General features: G+C 33.3%; 17 protein-coding genes. 13 read left to right on the top strand and 4 right to left on the bottom strand.

Going from position 1 to position 17,739, the window contains the following annotated elements; all coding sequences use genetic code 11:
• Nucleotides 1-29: 29 nt before the first annotated feature.
• Nucleotides 30-1,670 carry an aryl-sulfate sulfotransferase gene (locus tag KTF99_RS13890; RefSeq protein ID WP_029481615.1) on the bottom strand — a complete coding sequence of 547 codons (1,641 nt, stop codon included), beginning with the start codon at nucleotides 1,668-1,670 and terminating at the stop codon, nucleotides 30-32.
• Between the two features lie 703 nt (nucleotides 1,671-2,373).
• On the opposite strand from KTF99_RS13890, the gene KTF99_RS13885 reads away from it, so the two are divergent.
• The 4 genes from KTF99_RS13885 to KTF99_RS13870 are packed head-to-tail and all read left to right on the top strand — an operon-like array spanning nucleotide 2,374 to nucleotide 4,390.
• Nucleotides 2,374-2,691: a PadR family transcriptional regulator gene (locus KTF99_RS13885; protein WP_008792057.1), complete on the top strand. Its 318-nt coding sequence runs from the start codon at nucleotides 2,374-2,376 to the stop codon at nucleotides 2,689-2,691.
• A 2-nt stretch (nucleotides 2,692-2,693) separates the two neighbouring features.
• Nucleotides 2,694-3,425 carry a DUF1700 domain-containing protein gene (locus KTF99_RS13880; RefSeq protein WP_003534851.1) on the top strand — a complete coding sequence of 244 codons (732 nt, stop codon included), beginning with the start codon at nucleotides 2,694-2,696 and terminating at the stop codon, nucleotides 3,423-3,425.
• On the top strand, nucleotides 3,422-4,207 hold the full coding sequence (locus KTF99_RS13875) for a DUF4097 family beta strand repeat-containing protein (RefSeq protein ID WP_008792056.1): 786 nt from the start codon (nucleotides 3,422-3,424) through the stop codon (nucleotides 4,205-4,207). Before KTF99_RS13880 ends, KTF99_RS13875 begins: the two co-directional genes overlap by 4 nt.
• A 3-nt stretch (nucleotides 4,208-4,210) precedes the next feature.
• A complete protein-coding gene (locus tag KTF99_RS13870; protein WP_003534847.1) occupies nucleotides 4,211-4,390 on the top strand; it encodes a PspC domain-containing protein in 180 nt (59 codons plus the stop codon).
• 257 nt (nucleotides 4,391-4,647) lie between these two features.
• Here KTF99_RS13870 and KTF99_RS13865 read toward each other — a convergent pair whose 3' ends face one another.
• The 3 genes from KTF99_RS13865 to pepT all read right to left on the bottom strand — a co-directional run bounded on the left by KTF99_RS13865 (nucleotide 4,648) and on the right by pepT (nucleotide 8,139).
• Nucleotides 4,648-5,946: a glycoside hydrolase family 32 protein gene (locus KTF99_RS13865; protein ID WP_008792055.1), complete on the bottom strand. Its 1,299-nt coding sequence runs from the start codon at nucleotides 5,944-5,946 to the stop codon at nucleotides 4,648-4,650.
• A gap of 83 nt (nucleotides 5,947-6,029) precedes the next feature.
• Nucleotides 6,030-6,926 carry a diacylglycerol/lipid kinase family protein gene (locus KTF99_RS13860; protein WP_003534844.1) on the bottom strand — a complete coding sequence of 299 codons (897 nt, stop codon included), beginning with the start codon at nucleotides 6,924-6,926 and terminating at the stop codon, nucleotides 6,030-6,032.
• 4 nt (nucleotides 6,927-6,930) lie between these two features.
• Nucleotides 6,931-8,139 (bottom strand): peptidase T, encoded by a 1,209-nt coding sequence (pepT, locus tag KTF99_RS13855; protein WP_003534841.1) that lies wholly within the window; start codon nucleotides 8,137-8,139, stop codon nucleotides 6,931-6,933.
• A 166-nt stretch (nucleotides 8,140-8,305) separates the two neighbouring features.
• Between pepT and KTF99_RS13850 the strand changes: the two genes are divergently transcribed.
• The 9 genes from KTF99_RS13850 to KTF99_RS13810 all read left to right on the top strand — a co-directional run bounded on the left by KTF99_RS13850 (nucleotide 8,306) and on the right by KTF99_RS13810 (nucleotide 17,729).
• A complete protein-coding gene (locus KTF99_RS13850) occupies nucleotides 8,306-8,893 on the top strand; it encodes a ribonuclease H1 domain-containing protein (protein WP_003534839.1) in 588 nt (195 codons plus the stop codon).
• Nucleotides 8,886-9,419, top strand: a complete 534-nt coding sequence (locus tag KTF99_RS13845; RefSeq protein WP_008792053.1) for a thermonuclease family protein — start codon at nucleotides 8,886-8,888, stop codon at nucleotides 9,417-9,419. Before KTF99_RS13850 ends, KTF99_RS13845 begins: the two co-directional genes overlap by 8 nt.
• A 259-nt stretch (nucleotides 9,420-9,678) precedes the next feature.
• Nucleotides 9,679-10,596 (top strand): ABC transporter permease, encoded by a 918-nt coding sequence (locus tag KTF99_RS13840; protein ID WP_008792052.1) that lies wholly within the window; start codon nucleotides 9,679-9,681, stop codon nucleotides 10,594-10,596.
• 11 nt (nucleotides 10,597-10,607) lie between these two features.
• A complete protein-coding gene (locus KTF99_RS13835) occupies nucleotides 10,608-11,543 on the top strand; it encodes an ABC transporter permease (RefSeq protein WP_003534835.1) in 936 nt (311 codons plus the stop codon).
• Nucleotides 11,544-11,558: 15 nt separating this feature from the next.
• Entirely contained in the window at nucleotides 11,559-12,569 is a 1,011-nt protein-coding gene (locus KTF99_RS13830) for an ABC transporter ATP-binding protein (RefSeq protein ID WP_003534834.1), read from the top strand.
• 3 nt (nucleotides 12,570-12,572) lie between these two features.
• Nucleotides 12,573-13,547 (top strand): ABC transporter ATP-binding protein, encoded by a 975-nt coding sequence (locus tag KTF99_RS13825; protein ID WP_003534833.1) that lies wholly within the window; start codon nucleotides 12,573-12,575, stop codon nucleotides 13,545-13,547.
• A 17-nt stretch (nucleotides 13,548-13,564) separates the two neighbouring features.
• Nucleotides 13,565-15,223: a peptide ABC transporter substrate-binding protein gene (locus KTF99_RS13820; RefSeq protein ID WP_029481610.1), complete on the top strand. Its 1,659-nt coding sequence runs from the start codon at nucleotides 13,565-13,567 to the stop codon at nucleotides 15,221-15,223.
• 50 nt (nucleotides 15,224-15,273) lie between these two features.
• Nucleotides 15,274-16,506 carry a M24 family metallopeptidase gene (locus tag KTF99_RS13815; protein ID WP_009299621.1) on the top strand — a complete coding sequence of 411 codons (1,233 nt, stop codon included), beginning with the start codon at nucleotides 15,274-15,276 and terminating at the stop codon, nucleotides 16,504-16,506.
• A gap of 8 nt (nucleotides 16,507-16,514) precedes the next feature.
• Complete coding sequence (locus KTF99_RS13810) at nucleotides 16,515-17,729, top strand: pyridoxal phosphate-dependent aminotransferase (protein WP_003534826.1); 1,215 nt, start codon at nucleotides 16,515-16,517, stop codon at nucleotides 17,727-17,729.
• Nucleotides 17,730-17,739: the final 10 nt, after the last annotated feature.

Raw genomic sequence — 17,739 nt, 5'->3', positions numbered from 1 at the left:
TATACATAGATTAAAAAATGACTATTGGGTTATTGAAACCAATAGTCATTATAATCATATTTAAAGACACGATAAACGAATTTGCCCCCGGTTGTTGTGAATTTTTTGATCAAAGTACCAAATTGATCATATTCGCCCCATGACATTGCCATTCCGCTATCAATAATAATATTGTTATCAAGTTCTTGGACACTGCTTACATAACCAGAGTAATCAACGGGGATTGTATTAACCAAAGAAACAGTACGGTTATTTTCATCAATTAAATATTTATAATAATAAGAAATACCGTTTTTAGTATCGTAAGAAACATTTTGATAATTATCATCTTCTTTCCAATTATAATCGCTGCGAGTTGTACTGACTGCTAGATTATTATTATATAGATATAAATAATATTGTCCGCTGGCAAGAGTGGCATCTTCAACATAGGTAACACAGTGCTGTCCTGCCTGCAATGAAAAGTCACTTGTCTTAGTCAAAAGTAAATCATCGTAACCACTTTCTTGCCAGAAATTATTAGAACCGATCATATAGTCAACTGTTGGATTACTATAAATATTATCTAACTTCATAATTGTTGAAGTTTCTCGTGAACTAATGATCAAACTATCTTTTCCAACTAGTTCAAGTGAGTTGATATGCATCCAATCTAAATCATCTGCAGAATCTGGCTTGGCGGTAGTTTTATAGTAATCTGGAAAGAGTTCAATTAAATCAACAAGTTCTGTGATAGCTTTAGTATTATGATCAATCATAATGATTTTATCTTCACTAGTTACCGCATTCTTTTTACTGGCTAAAACAATTAAGTTATTTTGACTGTCGAAAATATAGTCATGATGCAATTTGTAATCACCAGTAGAATAAATTGTCGAAACATAACCAGTTTGATCAACTCCTACGATCTTTGTGCTTGAAACACTTAAATACATAGTATTATCTTCGAATAAAATTCGATGACTGCGGTATGAAATGATAGGAATTTCACTTCTAATCACGCCATCGTTATCATATAATCGCATATAGGTCTGTTCATCATTTTCTTCGGTTACATCATTACCTAAAACGGTGTATAAACCGTTGCTTAGCGCTGATGTAGTATCATAACTTTCAGTTGCAACGCTGAGATATTGATCACCGCCTGATAATTTAGGTGCTTGATAGCTCCACGTAATAGAATCAACTTGTTTGCCATTGGTATCCGTTAATGTAACAGTAATAGTGTTTTTAGCATCGGGAATAGATCCGATTAGCAAATATTCATGTTCTTTAGAAAAGCCGCTTAAACTATTAGTATTAAGTGTTCTGGTGAAGTCTTCGTATCCTTCGCAACTGATGGTATATGTCGCAACGCATTGAGAATCAGTTGTAAAATACATATAGATTCCTGTGGTGTTTGTTCCATAAGGATTTTCAATTAACAAGGGATTGTTAAAAGTGTAATTATTTATTTGTTTAATCTTTTTAATTTGCTGATAAATATTTTTTTGATATTTATCACTGTAAATAGTTTCCGGATCACTAGTGGTATTTTTTAATTGTGTATAGGGACGACTATTTTCATCATCACTAGAGGCCTCGGTAACTAAGGGACCGTTAAAGATAAAGCATAACGCAATAATGCTAAATACTAATAGTCCAATCAATATATTTTTAACCTTCTTCATTATTACCTCCTTGAAAATATTATTAAAAATGAATATGTGAAAAATATCTTAAAAAAAACAATAATTAACAAAGTGATAAAATTTTATTTATGTTAATAGCCTATGGGAAAACGTTGATGAAAATTGCAATGTCATAATTTTAAAATTTGATGATTGTAAATCATGAAAAGGAATTATTCAGTTACGATGAAATACATCTTATTTTAAATAAGCGGAATATTATCAGATGGGCAGTGAAATTAAATTTTGAGAATGGATAAGATATTAGTGCTTTTATTTGTTATAATCTAAAATTCTCCAGAATTTTCAAATGGCTTCATATACAAGCAGCTTAATTATAGTAATCGCTTGGGATGTGATAAATATTGGATAGCGTTATTAAAAGTTTGGGCAATTGAGAATCAATGCGATGTTTTGGAGGCGAATCGTGTTGGTTATAGCGTTTTATTTGAGCTATGAGACATTTAGAACAATGAAATTACTGATAGAGGAAAAATTATTTATACATATATTGGATATGTATGTTAGAAATAACAAGAACTTTAAAGAAATTTAAGGAAGGAGTACATACCTGTAACTAATGAGAAACATCAAATGATGTTTCTTTTTTTATAATATATAATAATTATATATTATTAGTTGACAGATAATACTATATAGAATATAATATTATTGAAAGATAAATATGAAAGGAGCTGGGCTTATGATATTTAATACAGGAGCTGCATTGCTAGATGCAATTGTTCTTTCAGTAGTTTCCAAGGAGGCCGAGGGAACTTATGGTTACAAAATTACACAAGATGTTAGAATTGCTCTTGATGTTTCAGAATCGACCTTGTATCCTGTTTTAAGAAGATTATTAAAGGATAATTGTTTAGAAACATATGATCAAGAGTATGGTGGGAGAAATCGACGTTATTATAAAATAACGTCACAAGGACAAGCTCAACTTGAGATGTATAAAGGGGAATGGCATGAGTATGTGCGTAAGATCAATAAAATTATTGAAGGGGGGAAATAATTATGAATCGTAAAAAGTTTATTGAAGAACTAGCATTTTTACTTCAAGATATTGAAGATGCTGAACGAGAAGAAGCTATGCAATATTATGAAGATTATTTTGATGAAGCTGGTCCAGAAAATGAACAGCAGGTTATAAATGATTTAGGCTCTCCTGAACGGGTTGCAGCGATCATTAAAGCTGGTTTAGATAATCAGTTTGATCAGGATATTGAGTATAGTGAAAAAGGGATGGATAATTCAAATTATAAACAATCTCGTGAAATTATTGATGCTAAAATTATTAGTGAAGAGGAGACAGCTGCTGATGATAATAATGATTATCAAAATAATAAACGTCACAAGAATAATTTTAGAGGAAATTCCGACCGAAATCGAATCTTATTAATATTTATCATTATTGGGGCTGTTTTTCTAGCTTTACCAGTAGGTGGTGGGATTCTTGGTTTAGGATTAGGTTTTTTTGGAGCTGTATTTGGCCTTGGAGTTGGTATTTTGTGTGGTGGAGCCGCTTGTTTGATTGGTGCGATAGTCTGCTTTGTCAAAGCATTTATGATTATTGCAGCGTATCCAGGCGCAGGATTGATTACCATGGCGGCAGGATGTGCTTTAATTGCTTTAGCATTCGTCTTTTTCTGGTTAGCTAAAGGTTTGATTAAAATAATCCCTGCTGTTATTAGAGGAATCGTTGATTTTTGTCAAAATATATTTAATAGGGTAGGTGATCGGCGATGAAAAAAATAGGGTATGTGGCATTAGGATCGTTGTTGCTTGCAATTGTATTGTTCATCAGCGGTACGATGATTGGTGGTTTTTCAGAACTGGAAACTCTTTATGATAAGGGTGATTTTACAATCAGTCTACCTATTACTAAAACGATGGATGTAACAAAAGAATTTACAGACATTAAAAATTTGGAAATTCAAGCAGAAGCTGGAACTGTTGAATTAATTGAATATGAAGGTAGTACAATTAAAGTTGAAGCAAAAAATGTGAGCAAAAAAATTAAATTATATCAAGAACAAAACACTTTGATTGTAAAGGATAGTTTTAGATTTTGGCATCTTATAAATGTTACCGATATAACAACTAGAATTAAAATTTATATACCGAATAGCTATGAATTTAATAAGGTTGAATTAGAAGTAGATGCTGGAGAATTGATTGTTCCTAATTTGAAGGCTAATGATGTTGAAATTGATGTGGATGCTGGAAGTTTTAAGGCCGAAAATATTATTGCATCATATACTAAAGTAGACGTTGATGCCGGGGATGCACGGATTAACTTGTTGAATAGTTATCGAAGTGAATTTAACTGCGATGCTGGAGATATTGATGCAACAATGGTAGGTAGTGAATCAGATTACAGTTATGAAGTCGATAGTGATGTTGGTGATATTAGTATTGGAAGTTATCGAAGTGACGGACTGAGTGATGAATATAGTCATAGTGGCGGTCAACGTAAAATAGAAGCTGATTGTAATGTTGGAAGTATTAGAATTAAGATGGAGGTGTAAGAAATGAAAAGAATTTATCGATCACGACAAGATCGGATGGTTTGTGGAGTATGTGGTGGAATTGCAGAATACTTTGATCTTGATCCTTCATTGGTAAGATTAGGTTGGATTATTTTCTCTGCCATGGGAGGCAGTGGCTTTATTGCTTATATTATTGCCGCAATAGTAATTCCCAGCAGATAAAGGCAAAAGCGAGTTCTCAAGAGAATTCCTTTTATTATTTTGGTAAAAAGAATAATTTTTTAATCAAAGTTGTCTTCATAAAATATTGAAATGATTATAATAATATACCTACCTTAAATGACTGATTTTGTTGAATTTGAGGAGTTTTTCTGAAAATTTAATAAATTGGGGTCACAGAAGTATAAAACGGTTTTAAATCAGCAATATTTGCCATAATAAGTTATTTTTAAACTAAAAGAACCTGTTTAAAACAAGTTCTAGTCAGTAAAGATTTCAAAACCAGTATTACTCTTAATCGTATCTGCCATTTCATAGACGATATTTGATAAAACATATTGACCATTATTAATATAAATTTCAATAATATCCTGGTCATAGTAGATGTTTAAATTACAGTGATCGATTTTTGGTGAACGTAGCTCTTTTAATGCCGCATCAGATTTAAACACATTAGAACGATCGATACAAAGACAATCGTCATACTTGATAAGATAACCTCCAATATTTATGAAATCACCTGTTTTTAAATTAGTCACGATCTTGCATGCCTGCGTAGCTTTAAACTCAGTTGCAGGCTTTTTAAAGAGACTATCGACAGATGGATGAATATTCGTAAATATAGCATCATTTTGATATGTGATTACACGTGGATAAGTAATTAATCCAATCCAGTTAGCTTCATCGGCAACAGGCATACGCATCCAGCCTACATAAATTCTTCGTCCGGCTTCGTCAATCGTTGTTTGGGGAGCATAAATATCTAAACCATAGTCAAGATAATTTAGTTCACCAGTAATCTCTAATTGACAGTTTTGATGATCAAAATTAGCTGTTGTAATACGTGCGTGAGATGGATAGCCGCTATCATTAGTCCGTTCTGGAGACATGATCAATATATCCTGATGGGCAACTGTAAAAATATCTGGGCATTCCCACATATCACCGCATTTAATGCCGCGATAATTATTAGCATAATGCCATTCAGTTGCATTTTTAGAAGTATAAAATAATAATTGACCATTATAATCATTGTTATCATCTAAATACTTACTTGCTAAAACCATATAGTAAGTATCTTGGAATTTCCATACTTTTGGATCACGTGTATGAACAGGATGACCGACTTCGCCATCTTTAAATACTGGAATGATCAATTGTTTTTGATTAAGATTATCGAAGTTAAATCCATCATCGCTTATAATCATACTTTGGCTAGAATAAAAATCATAACCTGGGGCAGTTTTATGAATATTTTCGGGATTGACTTTTTGATAAACAACAGACGTATAATATAGATACATTTTTTTATCAACTTCTAATGCTGAACCAGAAAAACAACCATTTGCATCAAAGTCTTTACTAGGGTATAATGCAATTCCCTGGTCAACCCAGTTTACTAGGTCTTTACTAGTAGCATGACCCCAGTGCATTGTTCCCCACTTATTTTCATAAGGAAAATGCTGATAAAATAAATGATAATTATTTTGGTAATAAATAAACCCGATAGGATCATTGATCCAATGTTTAGGGGCTGTTAAATGATATTTTGGGTGCATGTAATTTCCTCCTTGATGTACAGATAGATTATAATATAAATTAAATAATCAAACAATAAAAAAGGAGTCTGTTTAACAAACTCCTATGGTACTAAAATATTGATAGCTTGGCTTATTGCTTCAATTGTCACTGGCAATGGTGACCCCTCTTCACCATCAATATCAATTACAACTTTTTGTTGGCTGTAAATCTCAATTTTTTTTGCTTGAACATAAGAAATAAATGGGCTATTAGCATGTTTTTTCAACAAATAATCTTTTGATAGAGCAACTAAATCAGTAACAGAACATTTTTTTATTACGATTAAATCAAGCATTCCATCTTGAATATCTGCATAAGGGATAATATTTTCAAATCCGCCAACACGATTTGTATTTGTAACCATAAACATTTTTGCTTCTGTTTCTAAAATATTAGCATCATCTAAAACAATTTTTAAATTAATATTAGTATTTAATTGACTAGGAAGATTAGCAATACCGTTTAGATAGTAAGCTAAGGGACCTAATCTTTTTTTATCAGCTTTGCTAACGGTGAATGATACATCACTGAACATTCCCCCGGCAGCCACATTCATAAAATAGCGTTCGTTGATTTTACCTACATCGCAACAGACAGTCTTAAAATTATTGATTAAATTACAAACTCCTTCGATATTGCTAGGTAGGTTCAAATAATTTGCGAAGTCATTGACAGTTCCCGCTGCCAGTATACATAGTGGAATTTTTTTATCGCTGGCAACCATCCCGCTAACTACTTCATTGATCGTTCCATCACCGCCAACTACTGTAATGAAATCATAGTCTTGTTCGTCAGCATTTAGTGCTTTAAAATAAGCATCATCTTTTTTTAAGGTGTAGAAAACATCAATATGATTAATTAATTGACGCAAAGTAAGCTGCCCAATTAATTTATCTAAAGTGTTTTGAATAGTCCGTTGTCCCGAAGACGGATTAATAATGAATAAACAGCGTTTCATAAAACTACTCTTTAATCAGCTCTTTTAAAATTTCAACTGATTGTTTCATCATCGTGAGTGAAACAAATTCAAATGGACCATGGAAATTATCACCGCCGGTGCCGATGTTTGGGCAAGGAAGCCCCATAAATGTTAAGCGAGCACCATCGGTACCACCACGGATAGGACTAGCAAAACCTTGGATTCCAACACTATTCATTGCTTTTTCTAATCTTTCAATTATATAATAATTTTCTTTGATAACTTCTGCCATATTTAAATATGATTCTTTAATATCTAGTTTGATCAATTCATATCCATATTTTTCATCTAAATATTTTTTAATACGTTTAAAATCATTGATTTGTTTTTTGGCTAATGTAAGATCGTGATTTCTAATGATGTATTCTAAAGTAGCTTTTTCACAACCACCTTCTAAATGGTGAAGATGATTGAAACCATCATAACCATCAGTAAAATATGCTTTTTGCTGAGCTGGCAGCATGTTTTCAAATTCAATTGCAACATTGATTGCACTAACCATTTTATCTTTGGCATTTCCCGGGTGGATTGATTTTCCGGTTATTTCAACTTGAGCACTATATGCATTAAAGTTTTCATAATTATATTCTTCAATATCCCCACCATCTAAAGTATAGGCATATTTGGCTCCAAATTTATTAACATCGAAATTATCAGCTCCACGCCCGACTTCTTCATCAGGAGTAAAAGCAATTTTAATATCATTATGTTTGACTTCAGGATGTTCATACAAATAATTTGCTAAATCCATAATGATAGCAACACCAGCTTTATCATCAGCTCCTAATAAAGTAGTACCGTCAGTAGTGATTAAATCATGACCAACCATTTTCTTTAGACTAACAAATTCTTCAGGGTCTAAAGAAAGTCCTAATTCTTTATTGATTTCGATGATAGAACCATCATAATTATTGATTTTTTGAGGTTTAATATTAGTTCCGCTAGCATCTGGAGAAGTATCCATATGAGCAATAAAGCCGATGATATCCCCGGTACCACCATTCCCTTTAATTGTTCCATAAACAATACCGTATTCATCCAAATGTGCATCTGTGATTCCTAATTCCAACATTTCTTTAACTAATTCTTTTCCTAAATCTAGTTGTTTCAGCGTTGAAGGGGTAGTATCTGAGTATTCATCTGATTGTGTATCAATGCTTACATATTTTAAAAATCTTTCTTCAATATCCATATTATTTCTCCTTTAACCTAATACATTAATTATACTCATTATTGATAAATAGACAACTGTTGAGGGCTAAGGAAATTAATTTTTCTTACTTTAGTACCCTTTAAGTTTCTTTACTAAATAGAATTTCTAGTTTAAAATCATTTTATCAATTATTAAAGGAGAAGTTATGGCTAAATATTATGCAGTAAAAAATGGTCGCAAACCAGGAATTTATTCATCTTGGGATGAATGTAAGAAACAAGTTGAGAAATTTAAAGGAGCAATATATAAATCATTTACTTCATTAGAGGATGCAAAAGTATTTATTAAAGAAGAAAAGATAGAATTTGATGGGGGTTTAATTGCTTATGTTGATGGCAGCTACAATATTAAGACACATGAATATGGTTTTGGATGTGTGATTATTGAGGAACAAAAAGTAATCAAAGAAATGTATGGTAAAGGTGCTGATGAAAATTATGCTTCGATGCGTAATGTTGCGGGTGAAATTTTAGGCAGTATTTGTGCAATGGAATTTGCTAAAAACAATGGTTATAAACAAATTTGTATTTATTTTGATTACGAGGGAATTGAAAAATGGGCAAATGGTATGTGGAAAGCAAACAAACCAGGAACACAAGAATATCAGCGTAAAGTAAAAGAGTATCGTCAAGATTTAAAAATTGCATTTGTCAAAGTATTAGCCCATAGTGGTGATTTTTATAATGAAAGAGCTGATGTATTAGCGAAAAAGGCGGTTGGAATTAATGGCTAAGAAGATTAAACTAACAAAAACACAACAAAAGAAATTATTAAGATCATGGCTTGGAATCATAGTTATCTTGGCGGTAATTGGTTACAATTTTTATCAGCAGAACAAATCAATTCCCACAGGCGAACGATTTGAAGTAACTTTAGATAGATGTGTTGATGGTGACACAGCATGGTTCAATGTAGATGGTGAGAGTACAAAAGTTCGTTTTTTATATATTGATACACCTGAATCAACTAAAGAGATAGAGCCGTATGGTAAAGAAGCGAGCGATTATACAAAAACACAATTGACGAATGCTGCGAAAATCGAATTGGAATTAAATGTAGATGGTGATAGTAAAGATAAGTATGGGCGTTTATTAGCATGGGTCTTTGTAGATGGTGATTTACTTCAAGAACAAATTGCTCGTGAAGGTTTAGTTGAAAAGTTCTATGATTACGGATATGACTACACTTATAAAAATGAAATTATTGAGGCAGCAAATAGTGCTAAAAGTATGAGAAAAGGGATTTATTCTGAAAATTAAATTGTATGCGCTTTAATACAAAATTAAATAAATTATTGACTTGATAATAAATTATTGGTATAATTATCGCAGAAATCAATTAAAGTATGGTATTTATAAAAAAATTTTAATACCAACAAATTGTGTATAATCGTATACAATTTGCGGTTTTTGGGCGGAATCCCTAGGGGCTCATGGGGTTAGCGTGTAAAAAAATGTTTGAAATTTGATACATATTAAGGTATCCTAGTAGATATATAGTAAAGGAATAGGTGATTAAATGTTTAGGTATGTTTTAAAGCGGGTGCTCATTGGTATCGTAACACTGTTCTTACTTTCATCAGCAACATTCTTTTTGATGAAGGCAACACCAGGGTCGCCAATTAGTGGTGAAAAATATAAAAATGAAGCGGCACGCGAAATTGCGATTAAAAAGTACAATTTAGATAAGCCAGTATTTGAGCAATATACTCTATACATGAATGATTTGATTCATGGTGATTTAGGGGAAAGTATTGTTCGTCCTGGACGTGATGTAGGTACAACAATCTCACAAAGTTTCCCAGTTACAGCGAGACTAGGTGCAATTGCTTTTGCCTCAGCACTAGTGATTGGAGTTGCACTAGGTACTGCAGCTGCATTATCAAAACGTAAATGGCTTAACAATCTTTGTATGTTTATTGCAACAATCGGGGTATCTGTACCATCATTTTTGATCGGGGTACTTTTAATGATTGTTCTGGGGGTTAAATTGAAGCTGTTCCCATTTGTGGGGCTGACTTCACCGGCTCATTATGTTTTACCAGCCTTGTCATTGGCGTTTTATCCAATTGCCATGGTATGTCGTTTAACTAGAAGTAGTATGCTTGAAGTTATGCGTCAAGATTATATTATCTTAGCGCGGTCAAAAGGAACACCTTATAAAAAGGTCGTTATTAAGCATGCGTTAAAAAATGCATTGATTCCAGTTATTACATATGCAGGTCCTGCGTTTGCCTACATGTTAACAGGAAGTTTCGTTATTGAAACTCTATTCTCAGTACCAGGAATTGGACGAGAAATGGTTTCAAGTATTCAAACTCGTGATTATTCAATGATTATGGGATTAACAATATTCTTAGGATTCTTGGTAATTTCATTTAATATTATTACTGATTTACTATCAGCAGTAGTAGATCCACGAATCAAATTAAAATAGGAGGAAGCAAGATGGAAGAAAATAAGGTAATGAACATCGAACTTACTCCAGAAATGTTTGAGAAGTTAGATGATTCGAAAAAGAATAGCGAAAAAATCGCTTACGAAAGTAAAACATATATTGCAGATGCTTGGAATCGTTTCAAGAAAAATAAATTAGCATTGATTGGGTTATGCTTTTTATTGGTAATGGCAATTGGATGTATCTTTGTGCCAATTTTCTCATCATACACTTATGATGGACAAAATATGGCTAATACTTTCGCTGGTCCATCAATGGATCATATCTTTGGTACTGACCGCTTTGGTCGTGATGTACTGGTTAGGATTATGTACGGTGGGCGGATCTCACTTGCAGTTGGATTCTCAGCCGCAATTATTTCTTTATGTGTTGGGGTTACTTATGGGGCTATCGCTGGATATGCTGGCGGAAAAGTCGATATGATTATGATGCGTATCGTTGATGCCTTATATTCTATCCCAGATATGTTATACTTAATTATGATTACAGTTGTATTGGGTTCAAATTTCCAGTCGATCATAATTGGGATCTGTATTTCCTCATGGATGGGGATGGCTCGACAAGTACGGGCTCAAGTAATGACTTTAAAAGAACAAGAATTCTCATTAGCAGCCTTTGTTTTAGGAGCTAGCAAAAAAAGAATTTTATTAAAACACTTGATTATAAATAGTATGGGACCAATTATTGTTTCATTTACAATGTTAGTTCCAAGTGCAATTTTCTATGAAGCAACATTAGGATTCTTAGGTATCGGTTTATCAGCTCCACAAGCCAGCTGGGGGACTTTAGCTAATGATGCACGGGCGATGATCAGTTCACAGCCATTACAGGTTGTATGGCCAATTTTAGCAATCTGTTTAACTATGTTAGCTTTAAACTTTATTGGTGATGGTTTAGGGGATGCCCTTGACCCTAAGAAGAAGTAGGAGGGGAATTATAGAATGAAGATGTTAGAAGTAAATGACCTTACTACTGAATTTAGTACCGAAAATGGAACAGTTAAAGCTGTTCGTGATGTATCATTTTATGTAGATAAGGGCGAAGTGTTAGGTGTTGTTGGTGAATCTGGTTCAGGTAAATCACAAACAATGTTCTCAATTATGGGATTACTAGCTGGAAATGGTAGTGTAACTAATGGGTCAATTAAAATTGATGGTGAAGAAATAGCACCGACTCATTTTGATAGTCGTAAAAAATATGAAGAAACAATGGATCGAATTCGTGGTAATGATATGGCAATGATCTTCCAAGATCCAATGACTTTCTTAAATCCGACATTAAGAATTGAGACTCAATTAATTGAACCGATTATTAATCATAATCCAAAAATTTCAAAAAAAGAAGCACGTGATAAAGCGATTGATTTAATGCGTAAAGTAGGAATTCCTTCACCAGAAGATCGAATTCGTCAATATCCTCATCAATTCTCTGGTGGGATGCGTCAAAGAATCATCATTGCAATCGCTTTAGCGTGTGATCCAAAAGTAATCATTGCTGATGAACCTACAACAGCGTTAGATGTTACAATCCAGGCGCAAGTATTAGATTTGATTGGAAGTTTAAAAGATGAAATCGATTCAAGTATTATCATGATTACTCATGATTTAGGAGTAGTTGCTAGTATTTGTGATCGTATTGCTATTATGTATGGTGGTAAAATTGTAGAAACTGGAACTACTGATGAAATTTTCTATAATCCACAACATCCATATACAAAAGGATTACTTTCATGTATTGCCAATCCTGAAGATTTAGAGAAAAAAGAATTACATCCGATCCCTGGATCACCACCTGATTTATTAAATATTTCAGAAGGATGTCCATTCCTTGATCGTTGTGAAAACGCAATGAATATTTGTGTTGATCACATGGATGAGTATCGTAATTTTTCAAGTACTCACTGCAGCTCATGCTGGTTAAATAATCCATATTTGAAAAGGAAAGGGGAATAGACAATGAGTGAACCAATTTTAAAAGTAAAAGGACTTAAAGTTCATTTCCCAGTATCTGGTGGATTCTTAGCTAAAAAACAAGTTGTAAAAGCAGTTGATGGAGTGGATTTTGAGATTGCTCCTGGTGAAACTTTTGGCTTAGTTGGAGAATCTGGATGTGGTAAAAGTACTACTGGACGTGCTTTGGTTAAAATTTATGATCCAACAGAAGGGCAAGTCATTTTTGAAGGTGAAGATATTACAAAAATTAAAGGAGCTAAATTAAAAGAGTTCCGTCGTGATATGCAGATGATTTTTCAAGATCCATATGCAAGTTTAAATCCACGAATGACTGTTGGGGAAATTATTCGTGAACCAATGGATATTCATGGGGTTTATGATACAAAAGAAGAACGCGAAAAAAGAGTTCGTGAATTATTAGAAATCGTTGGTTTGAAACCAGATCACATTCGTCGTTATCCTCATGAGTTCTCAGGAGGACAAAGACAAAGAATTGGAATTGCGAGAACCCTTGCATTAAATCCAAAGTTTATTGTATGTGATGAACCGATTTCAGCTTTGGATGTTTCGATTCAAGCACAGGTTATCAATTTACTTGAAAAGATTCAAAATGAAATGGGAATTGCATATTTATTTATCGCCCACGATTTAAGTATGGTTAAACATATTTCTGATCGTATTGGGGTAATGTATTTGGGAAATATGGTTGAAATTGGGGATGCTGATGATATTTATCATGAGCCACTTCATCCATATACTCAAGCGCTGTTATCTTCGGTACCTATTCCGGATCCTAAGGTAGCACGCAACAAAAAACGTATCGTATTGGAAGGTGAGCTTCCAAGTCCGATAAATCCGCCTAGTGGATGCGTCTTCAGGACACGCTGTCCAAAGGCAACTGAGAGATGTGCACAAGAGAAACCAGCTTTAAAAACAGTTGGAAATCGTCAAGTGGCATGTTTCTTATATGAGAAATAGTTGAAAGGGGAAAAAACATGAAAAAACTATTAGCTTATGGTCTTAGCTTCTTAATGGCTCTAACTTGTTTAACAGGTTGTGGTGGCGGAAGTGAAGCCGATTTACGAGTTGCAGTAGGAAAAGACACTGCTGACTTAGATCCTGCAATCGTTGATGATTCAGTAACTGCTAACATTTTAGCGCAAGTTTATCAAGGTTTATATACACTTGATACTGATGGTAATGTAATTACTAATTTAGCAACTGATATGCCTGAAATTAGTGAAGATGGTCTTACTTACACAATTAAGATTTCTGGGGATACTAAATGGAGCGATGGAGAAAAAGTAAAAGCTTCTGACTTCGTATATGCTTGGAAACGTGCGGTAACTACTGGTGGTTACTACACACAATTTATTTGGCAATATATTGATGGTACTTCTCATATGGTAAAGGATAAGAAAACAGGTAAAGAAACTGACACTCCTTATACTACTATGGATGAATTAAAAGACTTTGGAGCAACTGCTTTAGATGATACAACTATTCAAATTAAGTTAAAATCTAAATGTGCTTACTTTACTTCTTTATTAACTAACACTGTATTCTATCCAGTTAGAGAAGATTATTTGAAAGAAAATGCTGAAGATATTACAAAATCTTCTTGGGGTAACAATTCTGATGTTCCTTACAATGGAGCATTCAAAGTAACTTCTGTAAACACTAAAGATGAAGTGTTATTAGAAAAAAATGATGAATATTATGATGCTAAAAATGTTACTTTAAATTCTATTTCTTTTAAAGTAATGTCAGATATGGATGCACAAACTAGTGCGTTTGAAAAAGGTGATTTAGATTTCGCTACTTCTTGTAACATTGATACTATCAATAGCAAGGATGAATTAAAGAAACAATCTTGGAAAATCGATCCTTTTGTATGTAACTACTACGTATTAATCAATGCTGGTGATGAAAATACAAGAGAAGAATTAAAAGATGCTGATATCCGTAATGCAATCGGATTATCAATTAACCGTGCTAATGTTTTAAAAGCATTAGGATATGGTGACAATGCTTATGAATTAAATGGATTAATTCCAAAAGGTATTCCTGGAGCAACTGGTGACTTCCGTGAAGAACAAGATGCTGTAGAAAAATTAGCTACTTATAACTTAGATGAAGCAAAAGCTATCATGACTTCTAAAGGTTATAGTGAAAGTAATATGTTAAAATTAACATATACTTACAATGATAACACTATGCATAAAAACGTTGCTCAAGCAATGCAAGCATCTATGAAAGAAGCTTATATTGATCTTACTTTAAGTGCAACTGAAGGTGAAGCATTCTTTGATGCTCGTGACAAAGGTGATTTCGAAATCTGTCGTCATGCCATGACTGCTGACTTCATCGATCCAATGGCTTATTTATCAATGTATATTGGTTCAACTACTCCAGGTAACATAGTAGATGATGCTAAATACGAAGAATTAGTAGCTGCTGCTAATGCAATTGATGATAAAACTGAACGTATGAATGCTTTACATGCTGCAGAAAACTATTTAGTTGGTGAACAACATTATGTAATTCCATTATTTGGATATGCTGAACCATACTTAATGTCTTCTAAAGTAACAGGTGTAACTCATTCACCAGAAGGACATTATCAATTAGCTTATGCTAAAGTTGAAAAATAAGAAATAAAATAGGGTACACTTTGTGTACCTTATTTTTCTAGGAGGAAACTATGAAAGAGATTAGATCAGTAAAAGAACAATATCAAATTAAAGATGCTTGTTTGAAAGAACGATTAGAACTTATTTTACCTAAAGTAATGAAAGAATATGATGTTGATATGTGGATCAGTGCTTCTAAAGAATATAATGAAGATCCATTATTTCATGCAATTACACCAGCTAATTATCCAACTGCACGAAGAATTTCATTGTTTGCTTTTGTTAAAGAGGGGGATAATATACATCGTTTTTCTCTCTGTATGCCAAGTGAGGAATTAGCGCCATATTATACAAGTTATTGGACTGATTTTAATAATGAAGATCAAATGGCTTGTTTAAATCGTTTATGCAAAGAATATGATCCACAAACAATTGCAGTCAATGTTTCAAATAATTTTGCTTTTAGTGATGGATTGACACAGGGGTTATATGAAATGATTACAGCAAAAATGGCTCCAGAATATGCTGAACGAATCGTACGTAATGATATGTTGGCAATTAAGCTGATGGAGTTGCGTACTCCATTAGAATTAGAATTACATCCAGAAGTTATGGAGGTTGCTTTTTCTGTGATTGAAGAAGCTTTTAGTTCAAAAAGTATTATTCCAGGGGTTACTACTTGTGAGGACTTACAATGGTTGATGATGCAGCGTGTTAAAGATCTAGGATTAGATTATTGGTTTGAACCAACTGTTGATTTACAACGACCTGGTTTAGATAATCCCCGATATTTTGGTGTAATTGAAAAAGGTGATTTATTACATTGTGATTTTGGAATTAAATATTTGAATATTTGTACGGATACTCAAAGATTGGCTTATATTGCTAAAGATGATGAAGAGAGTATTCCACAGGAATTGCTTGATGGAATGAAGGTTAATGATCGTTTTCAAGACATTGTGGCTGAAAACATGGCTGATGGTAAAAGTGGTAATGATGTTTTGATAGATTCTTTGAAACAAGGTAAAGATGAAGGAATTGAAGCTGTATTATATTCTCATCCATGTAATATTTATGGTCATGGGCCAGGGACAACGATTGGTTTATGGAATAATCAAAAAGCAATTCCTGTTAAAGGTGATGTGTTAATGTCATATGATACAACATATGCACTTGAATTAAATACAAAGAGCAAAGCTTTTGGCCAAGATTATTATTTCTATACTGAAGAAACAGTAGCATTTACTCGAGATGGATTAATTTATTTACATCCGGGACGTAAAAATATTTATTTTATTAAGTAGGTACTAAGATGAAAAATAGAATGAAAAAAGAGTTTTTAGGGTTTGAAGGCGGGCTATTCAGCGAGGTAGAAAAAGCGGATGTTGGTGATAGTTTTGCTAAATTAGCTGAAAATGGAGTAGCATTAATGGGATGGGCCGATCCTTTTATGCCTGACTTTTCAATTCCTGAGCATATTATGGAAAAAACACTTGAAGCAATAAAATCTCCTGTAGCAGCGCATTACACTGCTCCAACGGGAAATATGGAGCTTAGGGCAATGATTTGTCAAAAAGCCAAGAAAATGTATGGGGTAGATTTAAATCCGGCTAGAAACGTAATTATTACGCCTGGAAGTGATAGTGCTTTATTCTTTGCAATGTATCCTTTCTTGGAAAAGGGTGATGAAGTAATCATTCCTTGTCCAAGTTATCCTAATAATATGCAAAATATTACAATGATGCAGGCTACGCCGGTAGTTCTTGAATTAAATGAAGCTGAAGATTATCAAATTAATCAACAAGCATTAGAATCACTAGTTAGTAACAAGACTAAGATGATTGTTTTAACTCATCCTAATAATCCGACTACAACAGTCTATAATCATGAAAGTCTTATGGCAATTAGGGAAGTGGTTTTAAAACATGATTTAGTACTTGTTTGTGATCAGGCTTTTGAAGATTTTACATTTGAAAATGAGTTTATTGCACCGATGGCTTTAGATGGTATGTTTGAACATACAGTTACCGTTTGTTCAATTTCTAAAGGGATGGGATTAAGCGGTTATCGAGTTGGCTATATTATGGCAAGTGATGTAATTATGGATGTGATGTATGGTTGTGCGGTAAGTGTGATTGGGGCAACTAATACTGTTAGTCAAATTGCTGCAATTGAAGCTTTTAAGCATCCTGAATTTATGGATGAATTCAACCGCGCTTACGATATTCGTCGTCATCAAGCTTACAATATTTTAAATACAGTACCTGGGGTTTCAATGGAATTGCCAGCCTCTGGTTTCTTAGCCTGGGTTGATGTTAGCGCTTTAGGCGATAGTAGTGCGATTTGTAAGCGTCTTATTAGTGAAGCTAAAGTGGCGGTTAATGATGGAATTAATTATGGACCCGGTGGAGCAGGACATCTACGTATTGTATTAGGTGTTTATCGTGATGATCAACAAGTTATCGAAGCATTAACTCGGATGGCAGCAACATTAGATGCAATTGCTAAAGAAAAAGGTATAAAATAAAAACATGAAT

Source organism: Erysipelatoclostridium sp. MSK.7.34, from assembly GCF_019041935.1.
GTDB classification, from domain to species: Bacteria; Bacillota_I; Bacilli_A; order Erysipelotrichales; family Coprobacillaceae; genus Thomasclavelia; species Thomasclavelia ramosa.
The sequence above is the reverse complement of the archived record's forward strand: the minus strand, read 5'-3'. Positions and strand labels throughout refer to the sequence as shown.